The sequence below is a fragment of the Nocardioides speluncae genome (genome assembly GCF_003121585.1).
Classification (GTDB): domain Bacteria; phylum Actinomycetota; class Actinomycetes; order Propionibacteriales; family Nocardioidaceae; genus Nocardioides; species Nocardioides speluncae.
Window position 1 is genome coordinate 40,445 of sequence record NZ_QEOO01000038.1, and the last position, 22,386, is coordinate 62,830.

A 22,386-nucleotide genomic window follows, 5' to 3' on the forward strand; every position below is an offset into this window, starting at 1 on the left:
TGAATGCTCCACCTCTCGGTCGCCGTGAGCTCGTTCCGGCGCTACTCGACATACCGGGCGGCAACGATTGCGGGGGCGTTCACCAACAGCGTGTTCGGCATCATCATGTGCTTCGTCTACCTGGCGGTGTGGGAGCGGCAGCCGGACGCCGGAGGGTACGACGCGAGCGACGCGGTCACCTACGTGTGGCTCGGGCAGGCGATGCTGGCGGCGCTGGCGACCTTCGGGGGTGGCGCGCCGGACGACCTGGCCGCGCGGATCAAGTCAGGTGACGTGGCGATCGACTTCTACCGGCCGGTCGACATCCTCGGCTGGTATCTCGCCGCCGACCTGGGCCGGGCGGCGTTCCAGCTGCTCACCCGGGGGCTGGCGCCGACGCTGGTCGGGATCGCGCTGTTCGACATCCGCCTCCCACCCGGGCCCGTCGCGTGGCTCGGCTTCGCGGCCGCCGTCGTTCTGGCGGTGGTGGTCAGCTACGCGCTGCGGATGCTGGTCGCACTCTCGACGTTCTGGCTGCTCGACGACACCGGTCCCCGCACCCTGGCGATGGTGGTCGCGGTATTCCTCGGCGGGATGACGGTGCCGCTGGTGCTGTTCCCCGATGGTTTGCGCGAGGTGGCGATGGCGCTGCCGTGGGTGGCCTACCTGCAGGTGCCGGCCGACATCTGGCTCGGCCAGCGGGCCGGCACCGAGCTCCTTGCCGGGCTCGCGCTGGCCGCTGCCTGGGCTGCCGTCCTGCTGGCCGTCGCCGCGCTGGTTCTGCGCGCGGCGGAGCGACGAGTGGTGGTCCAGGGTGGTTGACGCGGCAGTCGATGCAGCGGTCGGCTACCTGCGGACCTCGGCGATGTGGATGCGCGCCTCGCTCGCGTACCGCACGTCGTTCTGGATGCTGACCATCGGCGGCTTCGTGGTCGGCGGCCTGGACATGGTCGGCATCTGGATCCTGTTCCAGACCATCGACCGGCTCGGCGGCTTCTCCCTGACCGAGGTCGCCTTCCTGTACGGCGCCGCCGGGTTCGGGCTGGCCGTCGCCGACATGATCGTCGGGCAGGTCGAACGGGTCGGCCAGCTGGTCCGGCTCGGCAAGCTGGACGTGATGATGGTCCGCCCGCTGCCGCTGCTGAGCCAGGTCTGCGCCGAGCAGTTCGCCCTCCGTCGGGTGTCGCGTGTGCTGCTCACCGCCGGCATCCTCACCTGGGGAGCGGCGTACGTCGACTGGACGCCGCTGCGGGCGGCGGTGACCGTGTCGATGCTGATGAGCGGGGTGGTGATCTTCGCCGCCGTCTGGATCACCTTCGCCACCATCCAGTTCTGGACCGCCGACTCCGCCGAGATCGCCAACGCCTTCACCTACGGCGGCTCGACGGTCACCCAGTACCCGCTCGCGATCTACCCGAGCGAGGTGATCAAGGCACTGACCTTCGCGGTCCCGCTAGCGTTCGTGAACTGGTACCCGGCGCTGTACGTCCTCGACCGGGACGACCCGCTCGGCCTGCCGACCGCCTTCCAGTTCGCCTCGCCCGTCGTCGCCCTCGTCCTCACGGGCATCGCCGCCCTGGCGTGGCGCACCGGCGTCCGCCACTACACCTCGACCGGGAGCTGAGCGACCTCGAACAGCCTCAGCAGCCGCGCGGCGACGTGCTCCATCGCCGCGTCGATGAGCTCCCGCTCGCCGGCGCCGAGACCAGGTGCGCGCCGGTACAGCCGCCGGAGCTCGGCGTCGATGACGGCACGGCTCTGGTCCGACATCAGTGGTGCCCGGTGTGGGCGCCGTGGAAGGAGTCGGTGACGCCGTCGTATACCAGCCGCAGCATCATCCCCTGATGGGCGTGCGGCAGGTTGTGGCAGTGGTTCATCCAGATTCCGGGGTTGTCCGCCCGGAAGCCGACCTCCCACACGTCGCCCGGGCGAACGTCGAACGTGTCGAGCCACAGCGGACTCCCGGTCGGGCGGTCGCCGTTGCGCGACATCACCAGCACCGGGTGGCCGTGCAGGTGCCACGGGTGAGTGTCCAGGCTGCGGTTGACGACGGTGAACCTCACTAGGTCGCCCTCGGCCACCAGCTGGTCCGGGATTCGCGGGTGGCCGCGGCCGTTGACGGTGTGGGCGTACGCCGGCCGCCCGTCCACGATCGCCACGCCCCGGTCCAGCACGATCGTGAACTCCCGATCCGCCCGCTCCAGGTCGGCGGCGTCGAAGGGTACGGCGGCAGGCCGGCCGTAGCTCAGCAGGTCGAGCTCGGGCCAGTCGGCCACGTCGTCGTCCATCAGCAAGGCAACCGGGCCGTCCGGCTGGTCGAAGACCAGGTCGTACCGGCCGCCCGCGGGGAGGCGCAGCGCCACTTCCTCGACCGGACCCGGCTGGTGGAGGTCGCGACCGTCCACGGCAGCGACCCGGAACGCCGTACCGTCCAGCGCGAAGATGTGCGGCTCGGAGTCGGTGTTGACCAGCCGCATCCGCACCGGCGTGCCGGCCGGAGCGGTGTGGTCCAGCCTCCCCTCGCTGTCGCCGAGCAGCACGGTCCCGTCAAAGGTGTGCACCGGCAGGGTCAGGTCCACTCCGTCAGGACGAGGACCGCGCGGGGTCACCACGAGCGTGCCGTAGAGACCCTTGCGCACGCCGATGTGGGAGGCCTGGTGGGTGTGGTACCAGTACGTCCCGACCTGGTCCGCCCGGAACCGGTACCGGAACTCCTCGCCGGGCAGCACCACCGGCTGGGTCACCCCGGGCGCGCCGTCCTCGCCGCACGCCACGTCGTAGCCGTGCCAGTGCAGGGTCACGCCGTCCTCGATGTCCTCGTTGCGCAGCGTTACGTCGACGAGGTCGCCCTCGGTCGCGGTGATCGCGGTGCCGGGCAGCCGGCCGTCGTAGGTGAAGGCCTCGACCTCACGCCCGGACGGCAGCCGGACGGTGGCCTGCCGAGCGGTGACCGTGTGCCGCCGTACGACGCCGCCGGGTGCCGGTGACCGCTCGCCCCTCAGCTCGGTCACCGGCACTGCGGCATTCGGCGAGATCGCCCGGCCGGGCCCGCCGCCGGTGGTCACCGAGCTGTCCGACAGGAACGACATCAGCCACAGGCCGACGCCCGACCCGCCCGCGGTCACCGTCAGTGCGCTACCCACGGCAACTCCCCCGCTCGCACCCAGGAAGCCGCGTCGGGTGAGCCCGGCGCGGTCCGCAGCCGGGAGCGGGTCGGTCGCCACGGCTGCCGGAACCGCCCGGGCGGTCAGCAGCGCGGCGAAGCCCAACACCGACATGCTGACCAAGGCGGTGCTCCAGGTCAGTGGATAGCCGACGACGAAGGTGACCAGGAAGCCGGCGAGTGCGGCGTACCCGGCCACGAGCGGCGCGACGGCACCGCGTCTGGGCAGTGCCGCCCTGCCGGTACGCCGCGCGGTCAGCAGCGGCGGGCCGGCCAGCACCAGCGCCGCCGCCCCGGTGACCATGAGCAGCGGCAGGCCGAGCAGCACCTTCTCCTGCACGAACCACCATCCGTGGCCGGCCAGTACGGCGACCGTGCCGACTCTGGCCAGGGTGGACAGCAGCGCGGCGGCCAGCAGGCCGAGCGCCCACCGGGGCCGACGCAGTACGGCGGTGACGCCGGCGCCGAACCAGGTCCCGATGGTCAGCAGCGCGGCCAGGTGGTCGAGAAGCAGCCATGACCCGGCCCCCATCAGGCGGTCTCGGCCGAGACCAGGCCGCGGGCGCCGCTCACCAGGCCGGACGCGGTGAACACGATGGCCACCGCGTTGATCGCGTGCAGGCCGAAGACCATCGCGCTGGTGGTCGAGGTGCCGCCGCCCGTGTCGTCGAGGGCGCCGGCGACGCCGGCGATCACCGCCTGCAGGATCGTCAGCCCGGCGACCGCGCCGGCCATCGCGATCAGCTGTCCCGGGACGCGCGCGAGCGCACCGACCAGCGCAACGAGGCCGGCGATCAGGATGATCGCGTAGCCCAGGGCGCGGTGCATCTGGAACGAGTCGTCGACGGGCGCGTCGTCGTAGGCGCCGGTGGCGGCCAGGAAGAACTGGATGGCGATGGCCAGCATCAGCAGGAAGGCAACGCCCGCGAACAGCTTGCGCATGGTCGGTCTCCTCGAATCGGTCGTGTGTCGGGCTCCGAACCGATCGTGGCGCCGCGGGTGGGTCGCGGGCGTCGGCCCACCTGCGACATCGACTACGCAGATCTGCGTAGACGGCAGGGCGCCGACTAGGACCTGAGTCGTAACAGGTTGCGCCCGTGGACGGAGTCGGTCAGCCCGCGCGGCTCCCTACGATGACGGCATGCGACATCGCACTGCGCCCATCCGGGTGCCACCCCTGGCGCAGGACGTCCTACTCGCGGCGTTCGTCGCGGTGATGCAGGTCCAGGGCACGGTCACTCGCGCGGCCTCGGAGCCGGAGTCGGTGTTGCGCCCGCTCGCCGATGTGGGCCACCTCGGCTACGTCCTGCTGGCCGCCAGCGGCGTCGTGCTGGTGGTACGCCGCCGCTTCCCGGTCACCGTCTTCGTGCTGACCGCGCTGTCGAGCGCCACGTACTACGCGTTGGACTACTCCGACGGACCCGGCTGGCTGGCGCTGTTCATCGCGACGTACACGCTGACAGCCCACGGCGACGGACGCCGGTCGCTGCGGATCGCGGCCGTGGGAATCGTCCTGCTGACCGGCTGCTGGCTGGCCGCCGCGGCCGACATCACCCCGGACATCGCGATCGGCTGGGTCTTCTTCCGGATCGGGGCCACGGTGATGAGTGCGGCGCTCGGCGAGTCGATCCGGAGCCGCCGGGTGATCGCGGCCGAGGCGATAGCCCGGGCCGAGCTGGCCGAGCGAACCCGCGACGAGGAGGCACGGGCGCGGGTGGACGAGGAGCGCCTGCGGATCGCCCGCGAGGTGCACGACACCGTGGCCCATGCGATCGCGATCATCAATGTCCAGTCCGGCGTCACCGCGCACGTGATCGACAAGCGCCCCGACCGGGCCCGCGAGGCACTGGAGTCGATCGAGCGGACCAGCTCGCAGGCGCTCCGCGAGATGCGCACCATCCTCGGCGTGCTCCGCGACGCCGACGACGAGCGCGCGCCGTACCCGGGGCTGGGGCAGGTCGACGAGCTGGTCGCGAAGGGACGCGATGCCGGTCTCGACATCAAGCTGGAGGCGGCTGCGCCGGTCAGTCCGCTGCCGAGCGCGGTCGACAGCGCATGCTACCGGATCCTGCAGGAGTCGATCACCAACGTGATCCGCCACGCCGGCCCGACCCGGGTCACCATCGGCCTGCGGTACGACGCCGAGTCGGTCGGGCTGCGGGTGACCAACGAGGCGGCCGCTCCCGAACGCCGGCCGGCGGCGCCGTCGGCGGGCCGTGGGATCCAGGGCATGCGCGAGCGCTGCCAGCTCCTCGGCGGCGAGCTCACCGCCGGACCGGTCCCGAGCGGCGGGTTCGAGGTCACCGCCTCCCTGCCCTTCTCCCCCGACGCGAAGGCGCGCCCGTGAACGGCAACGCTCCGATCAAGGTGCTGCTGGTCGACGACGAGGGGCTGGTGCGCTCCGGATTCAGGCTGCTGCTCGAGCTCGAGGACGACATCGAGGTGGTCGGCGAGGCGGCCAACGGCGCCGAGGCCGTCGAGCAGGCGCGGGCCACGCGACCGGACGTCGTCCTGATGGACATCCGGATGCCGAAGCTGGACGGCATCCAGGCCACTCGTCAGATCGCCGCGACTCAGGGCCTGCACCAGGTCCGGGTGCTGATCCTCACCACCTACGACACGGACGCCTACGTCTTCGAAGGTCTGCAGGCCGGTGCCAGCGGGTTCCTGCTCAAGGACGCCGGGCCGGCCGAGCTGCTGCACGGCATCCGGGTGGTCGCGGCCGGCGACTCGCTGCTGGCGCCGCGGATCACCCGGCGGCTGATCTCCCAGTTCACCGCCCGGCGCACGGCCGACCAGGCGGCCGAGGCGCGGCTGGCGGCCCTCACCGGCCGGGAGCGGGAGGTGCTGACCCTGGTCGGGAAGGGGATGAGCAACGACGAGATCGGCGGCGAGCTCTTCCTGAGCCCGGCGACCGCCCGCACCCACGTCAGCAAGGCCATGATGAAGTTGGGTGCCCGCGACCGCGCCCAGCTGGTCGTGATCGCCTACCAGACGGGACTGGTGAGTCCCCAGGGGAGCTGAGCCGTGCCGCTGATCGACGTCCGGGATCTGGAGCGCACCTTCGTGGTACGACGCCGCACCGGTGGCCTGGGCCGCACCCGCGACACCGTGCGCGCCGTACACGACCTGACGTTCGCGGTCGAGCCCGGGGAGATGGTCGGCTACATCGGCCCGAACGGCGCCGGGAAGTCCACGACGATCAAGATGCTCACTGGCATCCTGGTCCCGACTTCCGGTCACCTGCGGGTGGCCGGGGTGGACCCCAGCCGGCGGCGGACCGAGCTGGCGAGGCGGATCGGCGTGGTGTTCGGGCAGCGGACCACGCTGTGGTGGGACCTGCCGCTGTGCGACTCGTTCGAGCTGCTGCGCAAGATCTACAAGATCCCGGCCGACCGCTACCGGGCCAACCTCGACCAGTTCCTCGAGCTGCTCGACCTCGGCGACCTGCTGGACACCCCGGTCCGGCAGCTCAGCCTCGGCCAGCGGATGCGCGGAGACATCGCCGCCGCGCTGCTGCACGACCCCGAGATGCTCTACCTCGACGAGCCAACCATCGGCCTCGACGTTGTCAGCAAGGGCCGGCTGCGCGAGTTCCTGCGCGAGATCAACCGGGACCGGGCCGTGACGGTGCTGCTCACCACCCACGACCTGCACGACATCGAGGCGCTGTGCGACCGGGTGATGGTGATCGACCACGGCACGCTGGTCTTCGACGGCACCCTCGACGACCTCCACCGCACCGGCGAGGCCCGCCGGACCCTGGTCGTCGACCTGGTCGACGAGACCCAGCCGATCGAGGTGCCCGGCGCCGAGGTGGTCCGGGTCGACGGACCGCGGCAGTGGCTGGCGTTCCCGGCCGACACCAGCGCCGCGCCGGTCGTCGCCGCCGTCGCCGCGTCGTACGACGTCGCCGACCTGTCGATCCGGGAGCCGGACATCGAGGACGTGATCCACGACCTCTACACGCGGCGGCCCTAGCCCCATCTAGCGAAGCGGTGCCGGCCGGCGCTGCGGGACGTCATACGAACCGCGAGCCACGGCCGCCACACCGTATGACGCAACCGCCGGGCGTCGGCCGCGCACGGCCCTAGCGGAGCGGAGCCGCCAGCGAGAGACGCACGGGCGTCCGGACGCCGGCCACGTCCACCTCGAACCCGCCCGTGCCGAGCCAGTCGGCGGTGATCGGCGCGTCGTGCCGGATCAGGGCGAGGCCGACGCAGCTGCCGACGGTCTCGCCCCACGCGGCGCTGGTCACCTGGCCGACAGCGTGGCCGTCGAGCAGCACCAGTTCGCCACCCCACAGCATCGGCGCCGGGTCCTCGACCACCAGCGACACCACGCGTCGGCGCGGGCCGCCTTCACGGAGCCTGGCCCGCTGGGCCAGCAGCGCCTTGCGTCCGAGGAAGTCGATCTCGGTGCCGAGCTTGGTGGCGAAGGTCAGGCCGGCGTCCACCGGCGTCAGCTCGGGGGTCAGCTCGCGGCCGAATGCGCGGTATCCCTTCTCCAGCCGCAGCGAGTCGATCGCGTAGTAGCCGGCGTTGCGGACGCCCAGGTCCGCGCCGGCCCGGAGCAGGTCGTCGTACGCGCCGAGCGCGAACTCGGTCGGCACGTAGAGCTCCCAGCCCAGCTCGCCGACGTAGGTCATCCGGGTCGCGCGCGCGGTGGCGTAGCCGAGTGGGATCTCCCGGCTGGCGGCGAACGCGAACGCCTCCTCGCTCAGGTCGGCGTCGGTGAGGCGGCCGAGCAGCTCGCGGCTGCGTGGACCCATCACCCCGAGTACGGCGTACGCCGAGGTGACGTCGACGACGTACGCATCGGCGCCGGGTGGCAGGTGCCGCCGGATCCAGTCGGCGTCGCGCACCGGTGCGGCCGCACTTGTCACGACCACGAACTCCTGCTCGGCCACCCGCGTGACGGTCACGTCGGCCTCGAAACAGCCGCGTTCGTTGAGCATCGCGGTATAGACCGCCCGGCCGACCGGCACGTCGACGTCCCCGGCGCAGATCCATTGCAACGCATCCCGGGCCCCCGCACCCACGACCAGCAGCTTCGCGAACGAGGTCTGGTCGAAGACCGCCACGTCCGCGCGAGTCGCCCGCTGCTCGGCGGCGACCCAGTCGTGCCAGTTCGGCCTGCCCCAGGAGTACTCGATGGCCGGGTCCGCGCCGGGCGGCGCGAAGTAGTTGGGCCGCTCCCAGCCCATCTTGCTACCGAAGCAGGCGCCGGCGGCCGCCAGCCGGTCGTGCAGCGCGGAGCGGCGGAACGGACGAGCCGTGTCGAGCTCGCGGTTCGGCCACGGGACGGCGTAGTGGAGGCCGAGCACCTCGCCGACCCGGTCGCGCAGCCACCGGCTGTTGCCGTTGAAGCCGGCGAACCGGCGGACGTCGACGCCGACCAGATCCATGGTCGGCTCCCCCTGCACGATCCACTCCGCCAGGGCCAGGCCGGCGCCACCGGCCGAGGCTATGCCGACGGAGTTGAAGCCGGCCGCGACGAAGTAGCCGCGCACCTCCGGTGCCTCGCCGAGCACGAACTGGTTATCGGGCGTGAAGCTCTCCGGTCCGTTGTAGAACTTGCGTACGCCGACCTCCTGAAGCGCCGGCAGCCGGTGCATCGCGCTCTCCATCAGGATCGAGAAGTGCTCCCAGTCCTCGTCGAGCAGCGCGAACTCGAACGGGTGCGGGATCGCCTCGGGCGAGACCCACGGCTTCGCGTTGGGCTCGAAGCCGCCCACGACCAGCCCGCCGACCTCCTCCTTGAAGTAGGTGTAGCCGTCGGGGTCGCGCAGGATCGGGAGGTCGGGGTGGACGCCGTCGATCGGCTCGGTGACTACGTAGAAGTGCTCGGCGGAGTGCAGCGGCACGTTCACCCCGGCCAGCCGGCCGACCTGCTTGGCCCACTGCCCCGCGCAGTTGACGACGACCTCCGCCTCGACGTCGCCGTGGTCGGTGCGAACGCCGGCCACCGCGCCGTCGCGAACGATGAAGCCGGTGACCCGGACCCGCTCCCGGATCGTCACGCCGCGCTGCCGGGCGCCCTTCGCCAGCGCCTGGGTGAGGTCGGTCGGGTTGGCCTTGCCGTCGCCCGGCAGCCAGATCGCGCCGACGAGGTCGTCGGTGTGCAGCAGCGGGTAGCGCTCACGGGCCTGCCCGGGCGTGAGCAGCTCGCACTCCAGGTCGTACGCCGCCGCGGTCGCCACGGTCCGCCGCAGCTGGACCATCCGGTCCTCGGTGCGGGCCACCGTCACTCCCCCGCATCGCTTGTAGCCGGCGCTCAGCCCGGTGTCCTCCTCCAACCGGTCGTAGAGCCGGGTGGAGTACTGCACCAGCCGGGTGCCGCTCTCGGACGCGCGCAGCTGCCCGACCAGGCCGGCCGCGTGCCACGTCGTACCGCAGGAGAGCGCGCCCTGCTCGAGCAGGAGGACGTCGGTCCACCCGAGCTCGGCCAGGTGGTAGGCCACGCTGGTGCCGATCACTCCCCCGCCGACGATCACGACCCGGGCGCGGGTGGGCAGGTCAGTCACGGAGCTGCACCTCGGCGATCAGGGTCTCGAAGTCGGCGGCGGCGAAGGCCCGCGCGGCCTTCTCGTAGCGCTCCAGGCACCAGCCGCGGAAGTCGTAGTCCAGCGGGCTGGTGGCGGCCTGGATGGCACCCCACAGCGCCCAGCCGTACGCCGACACGATGGCCTGCAGCCGGACCCGGGCCAGCCGCGCCGGGGTGACGGCGCCGAAGTAACCGGCCACCAGCTCCTCGACCTGGGCGTCGTCCAGGTCGCACTCGGTGCTCGTGTTGCCGAGCTCGAAGCAGGCGTCGTTGTTGCCGGAGTACTCGTAGTCGATCAGCCACAGCCGCTCCCCGTCGTCGACGAAGTTGGCGGCCAGCAGGTCGTTGTTGCATGGCACGGTGGGCTCGGCGCCGACTTCCAGCGCACCCCTGACTCGCTGGAAGTCGGCGCCGAAGTCGGCGTACCCGGGCGGCAGCCAGAACCCGTGCTGCGCGATCAGGGCCTGGTAGCGCGCTTGCCGGGTGAACATGTCGAAGTCCGAGACGAACCGCGGACCCTCGTGCAGCGCGCGGATGGCGTGTGCGGCACGGGTGGGGGCGCCCGGCTCCCGGAAGCTGTCGTTGCTCCACGCCGGGCCGTCGAGGTAGTCGATCACCAGGACGCCCAGGTCCGGCCGGTAGTCCACCACCGGCGCACCCACGCCGGCCTCGGCCGCCGCGCGGGAGTTGAGGTGCTCGGCGTCGCGGTCGATGCCGAGCAACTCGCCGTCGGACTGCCAGCGGCGTACGACGTAGACGGCGTCGGCCGTGGTCACCTTGAGGTTGATGTTGGTCAGCCCGCCGTCGAGCGGGGTCACGGTGCGCTCGCGACCGCGCAGCACCGCGATCTGGTCGAGGACTTCCGCGGTGTCCGGCACGGCGCTCACCTTAGTGACCCCGGCGTTAAAGGTCTAGACTATTAGCGTGAGCACGGACGTCTGGCCGCGGGCCGTCATCTTCGACTTCAACGGCACCCTCTCCGACGACGAGCCCCTCTTGTACCGCGTCTTCTCGGAGCTGTTCATGGCCCGGCTCGGCTGGGATCTGACCGAGGGCGACTACTTCGCGGACCTGGCCGGCCTGAGCGACCGCGAGATCATCGAGCGGGGCGTATCGCGCGCGGGCCGCCACACGGCCAACGGTCTGGTGGACGAGCTCCTCCTCGAGCGCAGCAGGCGGTACGCCGCGCTGGTCGCGGAGGAGAACCCGGTCCGGGCCGACACCCGTGAGCTGGTGGCCGCACTGGCTGCGACCGGCCGGTCGGTCGCGATCACCACCGGCGCCCAGCGGGCCGACGTCGAGCTGGTCCTGTCGCGGATCCCGGAGGGGCGTCACTTCCGGGTCGTGGTCACCGAGGAGGACGTCGATCGCGGGAAGCCGGACCCGCAGGGCTTCCTGCTGGCCGCCGCCGCCCTCGGCGTCGCTCCCGCGGACACGGTCGTCCTGGAGGACTCAGTCGCCGGGATCCGAGCCGCCCGGGCCGCGGGGATGACCGTCCTGGCCGTGGCCGGCACCCGGCCGGCCGCCGAGCTGGCCGCCGAAGGCGTCACCGTGGTCGAGCGGCTCGACCCGGGACTGCTTGACCGATTCCAGTTCGCAGACTGATCCGGGACCGGTCGGCCCGGTAGAGGTCGACGGCGTGCTCCACCGGCACGCCCTCCTCGTCGTACGACGTCCGCGTGATCCGCATCAGCGCGGCACCCGGCTGTACGCCGAGCAGCGTCGCCTCCTCCTCATCGGCGACCACCGGCTCCAGCCACTCCTGCGCGGTGTGCGGCGCGACGCCGTACTCCCGCTCCAGCAGCTTGTAGAGCGAACCTGTCAGCCGTCGCTCCAGCAGCCCCGGAAAGCGCTCGGGCGGCATCCAGGTGTGCTCGAGCGCCAGCGGCTGCCGGTCGACCAGGCGCACCCGGACAAGCAGCAGTGCCGGCGCGTCCTGGGGCAGCCAGAGCGCCTCGGCGATCTCGTGCGTCACCTCAACCGGCTCCGCGCGGACGACCCGGGCGCTCGCTCGCTTCTGGGCACGGGCCATCTGCTCGGTGAACCCGGGCAAGCCGGTCAGGTCGACGTCGATCCGGCGCCTGCTCACGAACGTGCCACCGCCGCGGCCGCGTCGCCGGCTCACCAGCTCCCGTGACTCGAGCGCGGCCAGCGCCTGACGCAGCGTCATCCGGCTGACGCCGAGCACCCGGGCGAGGTCCTGCTCGGACGGCAGGCGGTCCCCGTCGGCGAGCTGCCCCCGCGCTATCGCCGTCGCCAGCCAGTCCGCGATCCGAGCGTGCGCCGGCTGATCGTCGCCCTCGGGGAGGGCGGCGTCCGCGAACGGCGCCTGGTCGGCGGTCAAGATCCTCATTGTCCGCCGACCCTACGGCAGCATCGGGTGGTCTCGACGACGGTTGCTGCGCAACCTGCTCGACCACCCGAGTGGCTAGTCGCCGAAGGCCTCCACCACGGCCGGGTCGATCGTTTGCTTCGGACCCGTGAACCAGTGTTTCGCCGAGACGTTCCACCAGATCGTGAGCAGCAAGAGCGCGCCCAGCGTGACGATCGGGGCGTAGTTGACGAACTTCCACTCGAACTCGTCGCGGAGCGGGTTGGCCGCCGGGGTCGCCGGCAACATCAGGTAGGCCGACACGATGAGGATCTCGGCGACGGCGATCAGGTTCAGCCACTTGTACTTGGCGCCGTTGTTCCACGAGCCGACTTCGAACCTGTCGCCGTGTCGCCAGCGAAGCCAGATCGGGATGGCGAAGGCCAGGTAGAGCCCGATCACCGCGATCGAGGTGACCGCGTAGAAGGCCAGGGGTACCGGCGTGCCGTTGACGTCGACCTCGACCAGCGCGGGCAGCGTGAGTACGGCGCTGGCCACGGCCACCATCACCACCGCGTTGGCGGGCACCCGCTTGGCCGTCAGCTTCTGGAAGATGCTGGCTCCAGGGACGGCGCCGTCGCGGCTGAACGCGTAGGTCATCCGGGAGGCCGAGGTCAGGCAGGACGTCGCGCAGAAGAACTGCGCCGCGGCGGAGACGAAGAGCACGAGCGTGGCCCAGTTGGTGCCCAGTGCCTCCACGAAGATGCCCGCGACGCCGCCGCCCGCCAAGGCGTTGTCCGGCTCGCCCTGCGCGTTGTCAGGAATCGCGAAGACCACGCACAGCAGCAGGATGTACCCGCCGATCACCGAGTAGAGGATCGAGCGCCAGATCCCCTGTGCCGCTGCCTTCGAGGCCGCCGCGGTCTCCTCCGACAGGTGAGCCGAGGCGTCGAAACCGGTGATGGTGTACTGCGTGAGCAAGAAGCCGAACGGGACGATCGCGAACCAGAAGGCGAGGCTGGTCGTGCTGCCGTCGCCGTACCCGGAGTTGTTGAACCGCTCGGTGAACACGTAGCTGAATGACTGGTGCTGGTCGGGCACGAACAGCAGGATCGCGACGATGATGGCCGCGCCCGCGACGTGCCACCACACCGAGACGTTGTTCATGATCGCCATCAGGTGGCTGCTGAAGATGTTCAGCACTCCGGCGAGCGCGAGGACGACGACAAAGATCACGAAGACGCGGGTCAGCGAGTAGCCGTCTGCGTACCCGGTGGAAAACGTGCTGAGCGTCAGGTCGATGAAGGTCGCACAGCCGTAGGACACGCCGGCGGTGACCGCCACCAGGCCGATCAGGTTGAGCCAGCCGGTGAAGAACCCGGCCATCGGGCCACCGAGCTTCGAGGCCCACCAGTAGATGCCGCCCGAGGTCGGGTAGGCCGAGACGAGCTCGGACATCGTAAAGCCGATGATCAGGATGAAGAGTCCCAGGATCGGCCATGACCAGGAGATTGAGATCGGGCCGCCGTTGTTGAAGCCGGCCCCGAAGTTGGTGAAGCAGCCGGCGAGGATCGAGATGATCGAGAATGAGATGGCGAAGTTAGAGAAGCCGGACCAGGAGCGATCCAGCTCCTGGGCATAACCGAGCTGCGCGAGTTTGAGCTCGTCCTCGGAGAGCGGGACGTCGCTCGCGGGATCGGTGGGTACGGGTTTGCTCATGGGCACTCCTGATGACGGATCCGGTTGGGCCACGCTAGTGGTGCAGATCACAAGAGGTCTAGACTTAAAAAGCAAAAAGGTTTGAAACCCGACCATTGACACTTAGGGTCCTCCAGCGCAGACTCTTGCCCGTGTCCGAGGGGTCCCTGTCAGCAGCGCAGCAAGCAGCGCCGCTGACCGACGTGGTGCTCCGCCCGGTCCGTGGACACCACGCGTTCGAGGCCTGTGTGGAGCAGCTCGCCACCGCGATCAGGCTCGGCCTCTATCCGCCCGGCAGCCCGCTCCCGGCCGAGCGCGAGCTCGCCGAACGGCTGCAGGTCTCCCGCAGCACCCTGCGGGAGGCGATGACCGCGCTCCGCGCGACCAACATGATCGAGACCCGACGCGGCCGCGGTGGCGGCACGATCGTGACCTACTCCCCCGTCTCGCCGGCGAAGGGCGCGGTCCCGCACGGCGACCGGGAGGACGCCCTCGACGCTCTGGTCTTCCGGCGCGTGGTGGAGGGCGGTGCCGCCGCGGCGGCGGCGCGGCGAACGCTGACCGACGAAGAGCGGGCCCTGCTCACCGACGCCCACGACGCGGTGGCCGGGGCGACCGACCCGGCCGTGCACCGTCAGGCCGACTCGCGGTTCCACCTCGCGGTCGCGACCCTGAGCGGCTCCCCCAGGCTGGTCGACGCCGTGACCAGTGCCCAGTCGGCGCTGCACGAGATGCTCATCCAGATCCCGCTGCTCGAGGTCAACCGCGAGCACTCCGACCGCCAGCACCGGACGCTCCTCCGCGCCGTCCTGCGCGGCGACGCCAACCAGGCCAGGCGGGTCATGGAACAGCACTGCGACGACACCGCGGCCCTCCTCCGAGGCCTGCTCCACTGATCGCGATGAGCCACGATGCACCGAGGGAGACCCGATGACGCTCCGCAACGAACGCCACCTGAGCATGGACGGTCTGCTCACGCGGATCCGCTCCGGCGAGGTCGACACGGTTGTCGTGGCGTTCACCGACATGCAGGGGCGGCTGCAGGGCAAGCGTCTGCACGGGCGCTACTTCGCCGACCACGTCGCAGGCCACGGAACCGAGGGCTGCAACTACCTGCTGGCGGTCGACGTCGAGATGAACACCGTCGACGGCTACGCGATCTCGTCGTGGGAGCGCGGGTACGGCGACATGGAGTTCGTGCTCGACCCCGCGACGATCCGGCTGCTCACCCACCTGCCGGCGACCGCGATGATCCAATGCGATCTCGAGTGGACCGACCACACTCCGGTGCTGCAGTCGCCGCGCTCCATCCTGCGCCGCCAGCTGGACCGGACCGCCCAACATGGCTGGTCCGCGCTCGCGGGCACCGAGCTGGAGTTCATCGCCTTCCGCGACACCTTCGAGGAGGCCTGGGACCGCGGCTACCGCGACCTCACCCCGGCCAACCAGTACAACGTCGACTACTCGATCGTCGGGACCACGCGCGTGGAGCCGCTGCTGCGCGACATCCGCAATCACATGTACGCCGCCGGCATGAACGTCGAGGGCGCCAAGGGCGAGTGCAACCCCGGTCAGCACGAGATCGGCTTCCTGTACGACGACGCACTGGTCACCGCCGACAACCACGCGGTCTACAAGACCGCGGCCAAGGAGATCGCCGCCCAGCACGGCATGTCGGTGACCTACATGGCCAAGTACAACCAGCGCGAGGGCAGCTCTTGCCACATCCACCTGTCGCTGCGCGGCCGGGACGGCTCACTGGTGTTCTGGGACGAGGAGAACGGCACCCGGTCCAAGCTCTACGACCACTTCGTCGCCGGCGTGCTGGCCACGACCGCGGACTTCACGCTGCTCTACTCCCCGAACATCAACTCCTACAAGCGCTTCGCCAGCGCCTCGTTCGCGCCGACCACGATCGCCTGGGGCGAGGACAACCGCACCTGCGCGGTGCGGCTGGTCGGCAAGGGTCCGGCCGCCCGGATGGAGAACCGGGTGCCCGGCGCGGACGTCAACCCGTACCTCGCGCTGGCCGCGATGATCGCCGGCGGACTGCACGGTATCGAGAACGAGCTGCCGCTCCAGGACGAGCTGGTCGGCAACGCCTACGCGTCCGACCTGCCCAAGGTGCCGCACCACATGCGGGCCGCGCGCGACACCTTCGCGGGCTCCGCGATCGCGCGTGCCGCTCTTGGCGACGAGGTCGTCGACCACTACGTCAACATGGCCGAGGTCGAGCTCACGGCGTACGACGAGACCGTGACCGACTGGGAGCTCCGCCGCGGATTCGAAAGGCTCTGACCGATGACCACCCACCTCGTCCTCAACCCCGCCACCGCCCAGCCGGTGACCGAGGTCCGGCTGACCACCCTCGACGAGGCCGACGCCGCGATCGAACGCGCGCACGACGCGTTCCCGGCCTGGCGCGCTGTCGCTCCCGGCGAGCGAGCCATGCTGCTGCGCCACTTCGCGACCGTGGTGGACGACCACATCGAGGAGCTCGCCGAGCTCGAGGTGCGCAACGCCGGCCACACCTGGGGCAACGCCCGCTGGGAGGCTGGCAACGTCCGCGACTGCCTCAACTACTATTCGGCGGCGCCGGAGCGGATGTTCGGGCGTCAGATCCCGGTGGCGGGCGGTGTCGACCTCACCTTCCACGAGCCGCTCGGCGTGGTCGGCGTGATCGTGCCGTGGAACTTCCCGATGCCGATCGCCGGATGGGGGTTCGCGCCGGCGCTCGCCGCCGGCAACTGCGTGGTGCTCAAGCCCGCGGAGCTGACTCCCCTGACCGCGATCCGGCTCGGCGAGCTGGCCCTGGAGGCCGGGCTGCCCGAAGGCGTGCTGACGGTGCTGCCCGGCAAGGGCTCGGTGGTCGGCGAGCGCTTCGTCACCCACCCGCTGGTGCGCAAGGTCTGCTTCACCGGGTCCACCGAGGTCGGCAAGAAGATCATGGCCGGCTGTGCGGACCAGGTGAAGCGGGTGACGCTCGAGCTGGGCGGCAAGAGCGCCAACGTCGTCTTCGCGGACGCCGACCTGAAGGCGGCGGCCGCCACTGCGCCGTACGCCGTCTTCGACAACGCGGGCCAGGACTGCTGCGCCCGCTCCCGGATCCTCGTCGAGCGCACGGCGTACGACGAGTTCCTGTCGCTGCTGGAGCCGGCCGTCATCGGACTGCGCGTGCTGGACCCGACCGACGAGGCCAGTGAGATGGGGCCGCTGATCTCGGCCCAGCAGCGGGCCTCGGTGCTCGGCTACCTCGACGACGCGAAGGTCGCGTTCGCGGGCTCGGCGCCCGGTGGCGACGGCTTCTGGGTGCCCCCGACGGTGGTGCTGAGCGACGATCCCGCCGAGCGGGTCTGGCGCGAGGAGGTGTTCGGGCCAGTCGTGGCGGTGATGCCGTTCGACGACGAGGCGGACGCCGTCGCGCTGGCCAACGACACCGAGTACGGCCTGTCCGGCTCGATCTACACCCGCGACCTCGGCCGAGGACTGCGGGTCGCGCGCGCCGTGGAGGCCGGCAACCTCAGCGTGAACTCCCACTCCTCGGTCCGCTACTGGACGCCGTTCGGCGGCTACAAGCAATCCGGCCTCGGCCGCGAGCTCGGCCCGGACGCGCCGAACGCGTTCACCGAGGAGAAGAACGTCTTCATCGCCCACTGACTGGCCCACCTGGACGGGCCCACCACGACAAGATCAATGGAAAGAGAGCATCAGCTGATGGCAGGACGCATCGAAGGCAAGACCGCTGTCGTGACCGGCGGCTGCTCGGGCATCGGCCTGGCGACGGTACGCCGGTTCGTCGAGGAGGGCGCGCGTGTGGTCATCGGCGACCTGGACAGCGCCCGTGGCAAGGAGGTCGTCGAGGAGCTCGGCGGCGCCGAGGTCGCGACGTACGTCCAGTGCGACGTGACCAGCAAGGAGGACGTGGACCGGCTGTTCGCGACGGCGAAGCAGACCTACGGCTCGGTCGACATCGCCTTCAACAACGCTGGCATCTCGCCGCCCGAGGACGACTCCATCCTCGACACCGACCTGGACGCCTGGCGCAAGGTGCAGGAGGTCAACCTGACCAGCGTCTACCTGTGCTGCAAGGCGGCGCTGCCGTACATGCTCGACCAGAAGTCCGGCTCGATCATCAACACCGCCTCGTTCGTGGCGGTGATGGGCGCCGCGACCTCGCAGATCTCCTACTCCGCGTCCAAGGGCGGGGTGCTGTCGATGTCCCGCGAGCTCGGCGTGCAGTTCGCCCGCGAGGGCGTCCGGGTCAACGCGCTGTGCCCCGGCCCGGTCAACACCCCGCTGCTACAGGAGCTGTTCGCGAAGGACCCCGAGCGCGCGGCACGCCGCCTGGTGCACGTGCCGATGGGCCGGTTCGCCGAGCCCGAGGAGATGGCGAACGCCGTGCTCTTCCTCGCCTCCGACGAGTCGAGCTTCATCACCGCGAACACGTTCCTGGTCGACGGCGGCATCTCCGGCGCGTACGTCACGCCGCTGTGACGCTGCCGGTCATCGGGCTCACCACCTACCGCGAGACCGCGGCCTGGGGGGTCTGGAACCAGCGGGCCGACGTGCTGCCGGCGCAGTACGCCCGGATCGTCGAGGCCGCGGGGGCGCTGCCCGTCCTGCTGCCGGCCGTCGACACCGCTGACGCCGCCCAGCAGGTGGTCGCCCGGCTGGACGGGCTGATCGTCTCGGGCGGCGCCGACCTCGACCCCAGCCGGTACGGCGCCACCCCGCACCCCCGCACCGCCGCCTGGCGGCCCGAGCGCGACACCTGGGAGCTCGCGCTCCTGGACGCCGCAGAGGAGGCCGGGCTGCCGGTGCTCGGCGTCTGCCGCGGGATGCAGCTGATGGCGGTCCGCGGCGGCGGCGCCCTCGACCAGCACACGCCCGACCTGATCGGAGACGACCGGCACAGCCCGGGTGGCGACGCGTTCGGGACGATCCCGGTGACCACGGTCGCCGGCACCCGGGTCGCCTCCCTGGTCGGCGAGGCCGTGGACGTGCGCTGCCACCACCACCAGTCGGTGCGCACCCATCCGGGGTTCGTCGCCGCGGCGTTTGCCGCCGACGGCACCCTCGAGGCGATGGAGGCTCCGGGCGGGCGGTTCTGCGTAGCCGTGCAGTGGCACCCTGAGACGCTGCCGGACGACGGCCTGCTCGCCGGACTGGTGGCCGCGGCCAGCCGCTGAGGAATGTGACGGCAGCGCCGGATGGGGTTCGTCCGTTGGTGATCCAAGTGTGTCAGAACAGCTCGCTCTGGTGGCACACCTGGATCACCAACCGGGGAACCCGGCGGTCGGACGGCGGCCGCCAGTACGGTTGGGCGATGATCACCCACATCGGGACCGCGATGTTCTACGTGTCCGACCAGGAGGAGTCGCTGCGTTTCTACCGCGACATCCTGGGCTTCTCGGTCGTGACCGACCAGGACATGGGAGGCGGAGCCCGCTGGCTGGAGGTTGCTCCGCCAGGCGGTTCCACCACGATCGCGCTGCATGACGCAGCCGCCGACGGCAAGCTGCCCGGCGACGGCGCCTACCTGACGTTCGCGTGTGACGACGTTGCCCGGACCGTGGACGAGCTGCGGGCCAAGGGTGCGCAGGTCACCGACCCGGACGAGCAGCCGTGGGGCACCTTCGCGTTCGTGGAGGGTCCGGACGGCCATCGGGTGCAGATCCACCGCAAGTAGCCTGCGAGACTTGGGCCATGGCCAAAGCCACGACTACGAACGCCGGCCCGATCGCTGAGCCCGACGTCCTCGGCACGCCGTACACCGCCGAGACCATCCTGCTCCGTCCCGACGAGGAGGGCGAGGTTGTGGCGACGCTGGTGAAGCGGCCGGCCGACTCCCCCACCGGGCGCGCCGTACTCCACGTGCACGGGTACGCCGACTACTTCTTCCACACCGAGTACGCCGAGTGGTGGACCGCCCAGGGCTACGACTTCTACGCGCTCGACCTGCGCAAGTACGGACGCTCCATCCGCCCGCACCAGACCCCGAACTTCGTCACCGACGTGCGGGACTACTTCGAGGAGCTCGACGAGGCCTGGCACCGGGTGGCCGAGCGCGACGGCCACGACCACGTGGTCCTCTCCGCGCACTCCACCGGCGGGCTGACGATGGCGCTGTGGGCCGACGACCGGAAGCCCGCGGCCGCCGGCATGTTCCTGAACTCACCGTGGTTCGACCTCCGCGGGTCGGTGCTCCTGCGCACGGTGGCGACCACGGTCGTCGACCAGGTCGGCGCCCGGCAGCCGAAGCGAGTCCTCCGGCCCGAGGCCACCGGCGCCTACGTGCAGAGCATCCACCGCGACTACGAGGGCGAGTTCGACTTCAACCTGGACTGGAAGCCGCTGAAGAGCTGGCCGATCTACGCCGGGTGGCTGCGTGCGATCCGGCGCGCCCACGCCGACCTCCATCGCGGCCTGGCCATCGACCTGCCGGTACTGGTCCTGACCTCGGCCCGCACCGGTGCCGCCGCCAAGGTGAACGAGATCGCACACACCACTGATCTGGTCCTCGACGTCAAGCAGATCCGCCGCTGGTCCCCCGCACTCGGCTCACCCCACCTGACGCTGGTCAGCATCGACGGCGCGAAGCACGACATCCTGCTGTCGCGGGAGCCGGTCCGCAAGCAGGTGTACGCCGAGGTCGGGCGCTGGCTATCGACGTACGTCGACGAGAAGTCGAGCCGTCTGTAGCTGCGACCGGCGTCAGTCCAGCAGGAAGGCGGTAAGAGCGGCGACGCCGACCACGACGATGAACACACGCAGCCCGGTCGCGGGGAGCTTGCGGCCCCAGCTGGCACCGAGCTGACCGCCGATCACCGCGCCGATGCCGATCAGGGCGACGATCCGCCAGTCGACGTCGGCGACGATCGCGTAGATCAGCCCGGAGATGCCGTTCGCGACGGCGGCGAGCACGTTCTTCACGCCGTTCAGGCGCTGGAGCGCGTCGTCGATCCCGATGCCTAGCACCGCCATCAGCAGCACGCCCTGGGCGGCGCCGAAGTACCCGCCGTACACGCCGCACAGCAGGACCGCCGGCCACACCCAGATCGCGCCGTGCTCGGGCAGGCCGCCCAGCGACTCGTGCCGCTTGGCCACCCACGCGGAGATCCGCGGCTGAAAGACGACCAGGACCAGGCCGAGCAGGATGAGTGCGGGCACGATCGCGGAGAACGCCTCGGAGGGCAGCGCCAGCAGGAGTACGGCGCCGACCGCGCCGCCGACCAGCGAGGCCGTGGCCAGCCGGACGACCCGCGATCGCTGGCCAGCGAGCTCCTTGCGATAGCCGACGGCACCGGAGACCGAGCCTGGCACCAGTCCGATCGTGTTGGACACGTTGGCAGTCACCGGCGGCACCCCGAACGCCAGCAGGGTCGGGAACGTGATCAGCGTCCCCGACCCAACCACGGCGTTGATGGTTCCGGCGGCGAGTCCTGCGAGCAGGACCGCCGCCATCTCCCACAGCTCCACTACTGGGTGTTGTCCCCCGACTCGAACGGCGGCGGCGGCGCGGCGGGCGGCGCTTCCGGCGCCTCGGCCACCTGGCCGGCTTCGGCGATCGCGCTCTCCAGCCGGGACCGGCCCTTCGCACCCTGAGCGGCACCCTCGGCCTCGGCGATCGCGGCCTCGACGTCGGCGTGCGCCCGGCTCAGCGTGGAGTCGGTGTCGGCGGTCGACTTGGCGAGCGACGGCGCACCAGTCTCACCCATGTCGACCCGGACCCGCGGTCCGTCGACCTCGGTCGGGATGCCCTGCAGCTGGCTCATCGTCGAGCCCAGGCCTTCGAGTGCCCTGCCGATCTCGCTCGGGACGATCCACACCTTGTTGGCGTCGCCCTCGGCGATCTTCGGCATCATCTGGAGGTACTGGTAGGCCAGCAGCGACTGGTCCGGCTGACCGTCGTGGATGGCCTGGAACACCGTCTGGATCGCCTGCCCCTCGCCTTGCGCGCGCAAGATCGCCGACTCGCGCTCGCCCTGCGCTTGCAGGATCTGCGACTCCCGGTTGCCCTCCGCGGACAGGATCGCGGACTGCTTCTGACCCTCGGCGGTCAGGATCGCGGACTGGCGCTGACCCTCGGCGGTGAGGATCAGGGCGCGCTTGTCGCGGTCGGCGCGCATCTGCTTCTCCATCGAGTCCTTGATCGACGGCGGCGGGTCGATGCCCTTGATCTCGACCCGGTTGACCCGGATGCCCCACTTGCCGGTGGCCTCGTCGAGGACGCCGCGCAGGCCGCTGTTGATCGACTCACGGCTGGTGAGCGTCTCCTCCAGGTCCATGCCACCGACGATGTTGCGCAGCGTGGTCATGGTCAGCTGCTCAACGGCCTGGATGTAGTTGGCGATCTCGTACGTCGCGGCGACCGGATCGTTGACCTGGAAGTAGATGACGGTGTCGATCGAGACCACCAGGTTGTCCTCGGTGATCACCGGCTGCGGCGGGAACGACACGACCTGCTCGCGCAGGTCGATCAGGTAGCGGATCTTGTCGACGAACGGCACCACGATGTTCAGGCCGGGGTTCAGCGTCTCTTTGTACTTGCCGAACCGCTCGACGACACCGGCGCGGGCCTGCGGAATGATCCGCACGGTGCGGGCCAGGGCCACCACCGTGAACAGGATGACCAATACCAGCAGGCCCAGGAGGACCTCCATGTTGACTCCGTTCTAGATCTCGTTTG

General features: G+C 70.7%; 22 protein-coding genes. 13 read left to right on the top strand and 9 right to left on the bottom strand.

Features of this window, described 5'->3' with window-relative positions; all coding sequences use genetic code 11:
• The first annotated feature begins 3 nt into the window (after window positions 1-3).
• Both DDV73_RS22130 and DDV73_RS22135 read left to right on the top strand, forming a co-directional pair.
• Window positions 4-801, top strand: a complete 798-nt coding sequence (locus tag DDV73_RS22130) for an ABC transporter permease (protein WP_109509435.1) — start codon at window positions 4-6, stop codon at window positions 799-801.
• The gene (locus DDV73_RS22135; protein ID WP_240617421.1) at window positions 794-1,603 is read left to right on the top strand and encodes an ABC transporter permease; all 810 of its coding nucleotides are present in this window, start codon (window positions 794-796) and stop codon (window positions 1,601-1,603) included. Before DDV73_RS22130 ends, DDV73_RS22135 begins: the two co-directional genes overlap by 8 nt.
• On the opposite strand, the gene DDV73_RS28085 is transcribed toward DDV73_RS22135, so the two are convergent.
• Genes DDV73_RS28085 through DDV73_RS22145 form a run of 3 tightly spaced genes read right to left on the bottom strand, consistent with a single transcriptional unit; the run spans window position 1,582 to window position 4,084 of the window.
• Window positions 1,582-1,749 (bottom strand): hypothetical protein, encoded by a 168-nt coding sequence (locus DDV73_RS28085; RefSeq protein WP_154402861.1) that lies wholly within the window; start codon window positions 1,747-1,749, stop codon window positions 1,582-1,584. The two genes, DDV73_RS22135 and DDV73_RS28085, sit on opposite strands and share 22 nt — an antisense overlap.
• Window positions 1,749-3,674 (bottom strand): multicopper oxidase family protein, encoded by a 1,926-nt coding sequence (locus tag DDV73_RS22140; RefSeq protein ID WP_109509436.1) that lies wholly within the window; start codon window positions 3,672-3,674, stop codon window positions 1,749-1,751. The genes DDV73_RS28085 and DDV73_RS22140 overlap by 1 nt, the downstream gene beginning before the upstream one ends.
• Window positions 3,674-4,084 (bottom strand): DUF6220 domain-containing protein, encoded by a 411-nt coding sequence (locus DDV73_RS22145; RefSeq protein ID WP_109509437.1) that lies wholly within the window; start codon window positions 4,082-4,084, stop codon window positions 3,674-3,676. The genes DDV73_RS22140 and DDV73_RS22145 overlap by 1 nt, the downstream gene beginning before the upstream one ends.
• A gap of 199 nt (window positions 4,085-4,283) precedes the next feature.
• Between DDV73_RS22145 and DDV73_RS22150 the strand changes: the two genes are divergently transcribed.
• From DDV73_RS22150 to DDV73_RS22160, 3 genes are read left to right on the top strand one after another with little or no spacing between them, the layout of a single operon-like run.
• Window positions 4,284-5,489, top strand: a complete 1,206-nt coding sequence (locus DDV73_RS22150) for a sensor histidine kinase (protein WP_109509438.1) — start codon at window positions 4,284-4,286, stop codon at window positions 5,487-5,489.
• Window positions 5,486-6,166 (top strand): response regulator transcription factor, encoded by a 681-nt coding sequence (locus DDV73_RS22155; protein ID WP_109509439.1) that lies wholly within the window; start codon window positions 5,486-5,488, stop codon window positions 6,164-6,166. Before DDV73_RS22150 ends, DDV73_RS22155 begins: the two co-directional genes overlap by 4 nt.
• Window positions 6,167-6,169: 3 nt before the next feature.
• Entirely contained in the window at window positions 6,170-7,123 is a 954-nt protein-coding gene (locus tag DDV73_RS22160) for an ABC transporter ATP-binding protein (protein WP_206051033.1), read from the top strand.
• Between the two features lie 109 nt (window positions 7,124-7,232).
• Here DDV73_RS22160 and DDV73_RS22165 read toward each other — a convergent pair whose 3' ends face one another.
• Together DDV73_RS22165 and DDV73_RS22170 are read right to left on the bottom strand one after the other, a co-directional pair.
• Entirely contained in the window at window positions 7,233-9,668 is a 2,436-nt protein-coding gene (locus DDV73_RS22165; protein WP_109509440.1) for a GcvT family protein, read from the bottom strand.
• Window positions 9,661-10,566 carry a choline kinase family protein gene (locus tag DDV73_RS22170; RefSeq protein WP_206051034.1) on the bottom strand — a complete coding sequence of 302 codons (906 nt, stop codon included), beginning with the start codon at window positions 10,564-10,566 and terminating at the stop codon, window positions 9,661-9,663. Before DDV73_RS22170 ends, DDV73_RS22165 begins: the two co-directional genes overlap by 8 nt.
• A 46-nt stretch (window positions 10,567-10,612) precedes the next feature.
• On the opposite strand from DDV73_RS22170, the gene DDV73_RS22175 reads away from it, so the two are divergent.
• The gene (locus DDV73_RS22175; RefSeq protein WP_161962500.1) at window positions 10,613-11,293 is read left to right on the top strand and encodes an HAD family hydrolase; all 681 of its coding nucleotides are present in this window, start codon (window positions 10,613-10,615) and stop codon (window positions 11,291-11,293) included.
• Here DDV73_RS22175 and DDV73_RS22180 read toward each other — a convergent pair.
• Complete coding sequence (locus tag DDV73_RS22180; RefSeq protein WP_109509443.1) at window positions 11,235-12,041, bottom strand: GntR family transcriptional regulator; 807 nt, start codon at window positions 12,039-12,041, stop codon at window positions 11,235-11,237. The two genes, DDV73_RS22175 and DDV73_RS22180, sit on opposite strands and share 59 nt — an antisense overlap.
• Before the next feature lie 75 nt (window positions 12,042-12,116).
• The gene (locus tag DDV73_RS22185; protein WP_109509444.1) at window positions 12,117-13,718 is read right to left on the bottom strand and encodes an amino acid permease; all 1,602 of its coding nucleotides are present in this window, start codon (window positions 13,716-13,718) and stop codon (window positions 12,117-12,119) included.
• A 131-nt stretch (window positions 13,719-13,849) separates the two neighbouring features.
• Here DDV73_RS22185 and DDV73_RS22190 point away from each other — a divergent pair, with 131 nt between their 5' ends.
• The 7 genes from DDV73_RS22190 (at window position 13,850) to DDV73_RS22220 (ending at window position 20,399) form a co-directional block, all read left to right on the top strand.
• A complete protein-coding gene (locus DDV73_RS22190) occupies window positions 13,850-14,593 on the top strand; it encodes a FadR/GntR family transcriptional regulator (RefSeq protein ID WP_240617422.1) in 744 nt (247 codons plus the stop codon).
• A gap of 34 nt (window positions 14,594-14,627) precedes the next feature.
• Window positions 14,628-15,995, top strand: a complete 1,368-nt coding sequence (locus DDV73_RS22195) for a glutamine synthetase family protein (RefSeq protein WP_109509445.1) — start codon at window positions 14,628-14,630, stop codon at window positions 15,993-15,995.
• A 3-nt stretch (window positions 15,996-15,998) separates the two neighbouring features.
• On the top strand, window positions 15,999-17,354 hold the full coding sequence (locus DDV73_RS22200; RefSeq protein WP_109509446.1) for an aldehyde dehydrogenase family protein: 1,356 nt from the start codon (window positions 15,999-16,001) through the stop codon (window positions 17,352-17,354).
• Between the two features lie 57 nt (window positions 17,355-17,411).
• Window positions 17,412-18,191: a 3-oxoacyl-ACP reductase gene (locus DDV73_RS22205; RefSeq protein WP_109509447.1), complete on the top strand. Its 780-nt coding sequence runs from the start codon at window positions 17,412-17,414 to the stop codon at window positions 18,189-18,191.
• Entirely contained in the window at window positions 18,188-18,886 is a 699-nt protein-coding gene (locus DDV73_RS22210) for a gamma-glutamyl-gamma-aminobutyrate hydrolase family protein (protein ID WP_109509448.1), read from the top strand. The genes DDV73_RS22205 and DDV73_RS22210 overlap by 4 nt, the downstream gene beginning before the upstream one ends.
• A 137-nt stretch (window positions 18,887-19,023) precedes the next feature.
• Window positions 19,024-19,386 carry a VOC family protein gene (locus DDV73_RS22215; protein ID WP_109509472.1) on the top strand — a complete coding sequence of 121 codons (363 nt, stop codon included), beginning with the start codon at window positions 19,024-19,026 and terminating at the stop codon, window positions 19,384-19,386.
• 17 nt (window positions 19,387-19,403) lie between these two features.
• Window positions 19,404-20,399 (top strand): alpha/beta hydrolase, encoded by a 996-nt coding sequence (locus DDV73_RS22220; RefSeq protein ID WP_109509449.1) that lies wholly within the window; start codon window positions 19,404-19,406, stop codon window positions 20,397-20,399.
• Between the two features lie 12 nt (window positions 20,400-20,411).
• On the opposite strand, the gene DDV73_RS22225 is transcribed toward DDV73_RS22220, so the two are convergent.
• Together DDV73_RS22225 and DDV73_RS22230 are read right to left on the bottom strand one after the other, a co-directional pair.
• Window positions 20,412-21,176: a sulfite exporter TauE/SafE family protein gene (locus DDV73_RS22225; protein ID WP_109509450.1), complete on the bottom strand. Its 765-nt coding sequence runs from the start codon at window positions 21,174-21,176 to the stop codon at window positions 20,412-20,414.
• Window positions 21,176-22,360 (bottom strand): SPFH domain-containing protein, encoded by a 1,185-nt coding sequence (locus DDV73_RS22230; RefSeq protein ID WP_109509451.1) that lies wholly within the window; start codon window positions 22,358-22,360, stop codon window positions 21,176-21,178. Before DDV73_RS22230 ends, DDV73_RS22225 begins: the two co-directional genes overlap by 1 nt.
• Between the last annotated feature and the right edge of the window lie 26 nt (window positions 22,361-22,386).

What these genes read in the sequence shown, in the direction of transcription:
- DDV73_RS22180 (WP_109509443.1), bottom strand. Translation starts at nt 12,041, where the DNA reads ATGAGGATCTTGACCGCCGACCAGGCGCCGTTCGCGGACGCCGCCCTC.
- DDV73_RS22150 (WP_109509438.1), top strand. Translation starts at nt 4,284, where the DNA reads ATGCGACATCGCACTGCGCCCATCCGGGTGCCACCCCTGGCGCAGGAC.
- DDV73_RS22140 (WP_109509436.1), bottom strand. Translation starts at nt 3,674, where the DNA reads ATGGGGGCCGGGTCATGGCTGCTTCTCGACCACCTGGCCGCGCTGCTG.
- DDV73_RS28085 (WP_154402861.1), bottom strand. Translation starts at nt 1,749, where the DNA reads ATGTCGGACCAGAGCCGTGCCGTCATCGACGCCGAGCTCCGGCGGCTG.
- DDV73_RS22185 (WP_109509444.1), bottom strand. Translation starts at nt 13,718, where the DNA reads ATGAGCAAACCCGTACCCACCGATCCCGCGAGCGACGTCCCGCTCTCC.
- DDV73_RS22130 (WP_109509435.1), top strand. Translation starts at nt 4, where the DNA reads ATGCTCCACCTCTCGGTCGCCGTGAGCTCGTTCCGGCGCTACTCGACA.
- DDV73_RS22195 (WP_109509445.1), top strand. Translation starts at nt 14,628, where the DNA reads ATGACGCTCCGCAACGAACGCCACCTGAGCATGGACGGTCTGCTCACG.
- DDV73_RS22220 (WP_109509449.1), top strand. Translation starts at nt 19,404, where the DNA reads ATGGCCAAAGCCACGACTACGAACGCCGGCCCGATCGCTGAGCCCGAC.
- DDV73_RS22230 (WP_109509451.1), bottom strand. Translation starts at nt 22,360, where the DNA reads ATGGAGGTCCTCCTGGGCCTGCTGGTATTGGTCATCCTGTTCACGGTG.
- DDV73_RS22200 (WP_109509446.1), top strand. Translation starts at nt 15,999, where the DNA reads ATGACCACCCACCTCGTCCTCAACCCCGCCACCGCCCAGCCGGTGACC.
- DDV73_RS22145 (WP_109509437.1), bottom strand. Translation starts at nt 4,084, where the DNA reads ATGCGCAAGCTGTTCGCGGGCGTTGCCTTCCTGCTGATGCTGGCCATC.
- DDV73_RS22205 (WP_109509447.1), top strand. Translation starts at nt 17,412, where the DNA reads ATGGCAGGACGCATCGAAGGCAAGACCGCTGTCGTGACCGGCGGCTGC.
- DDV73_RS22215 (WP_109509472.1), top strand. Translation starts at nt 19,024, where the DNA reads ATGATCACCCACATCGGGACCGCGATGTTCTACGTGTCCGACCAGGAG.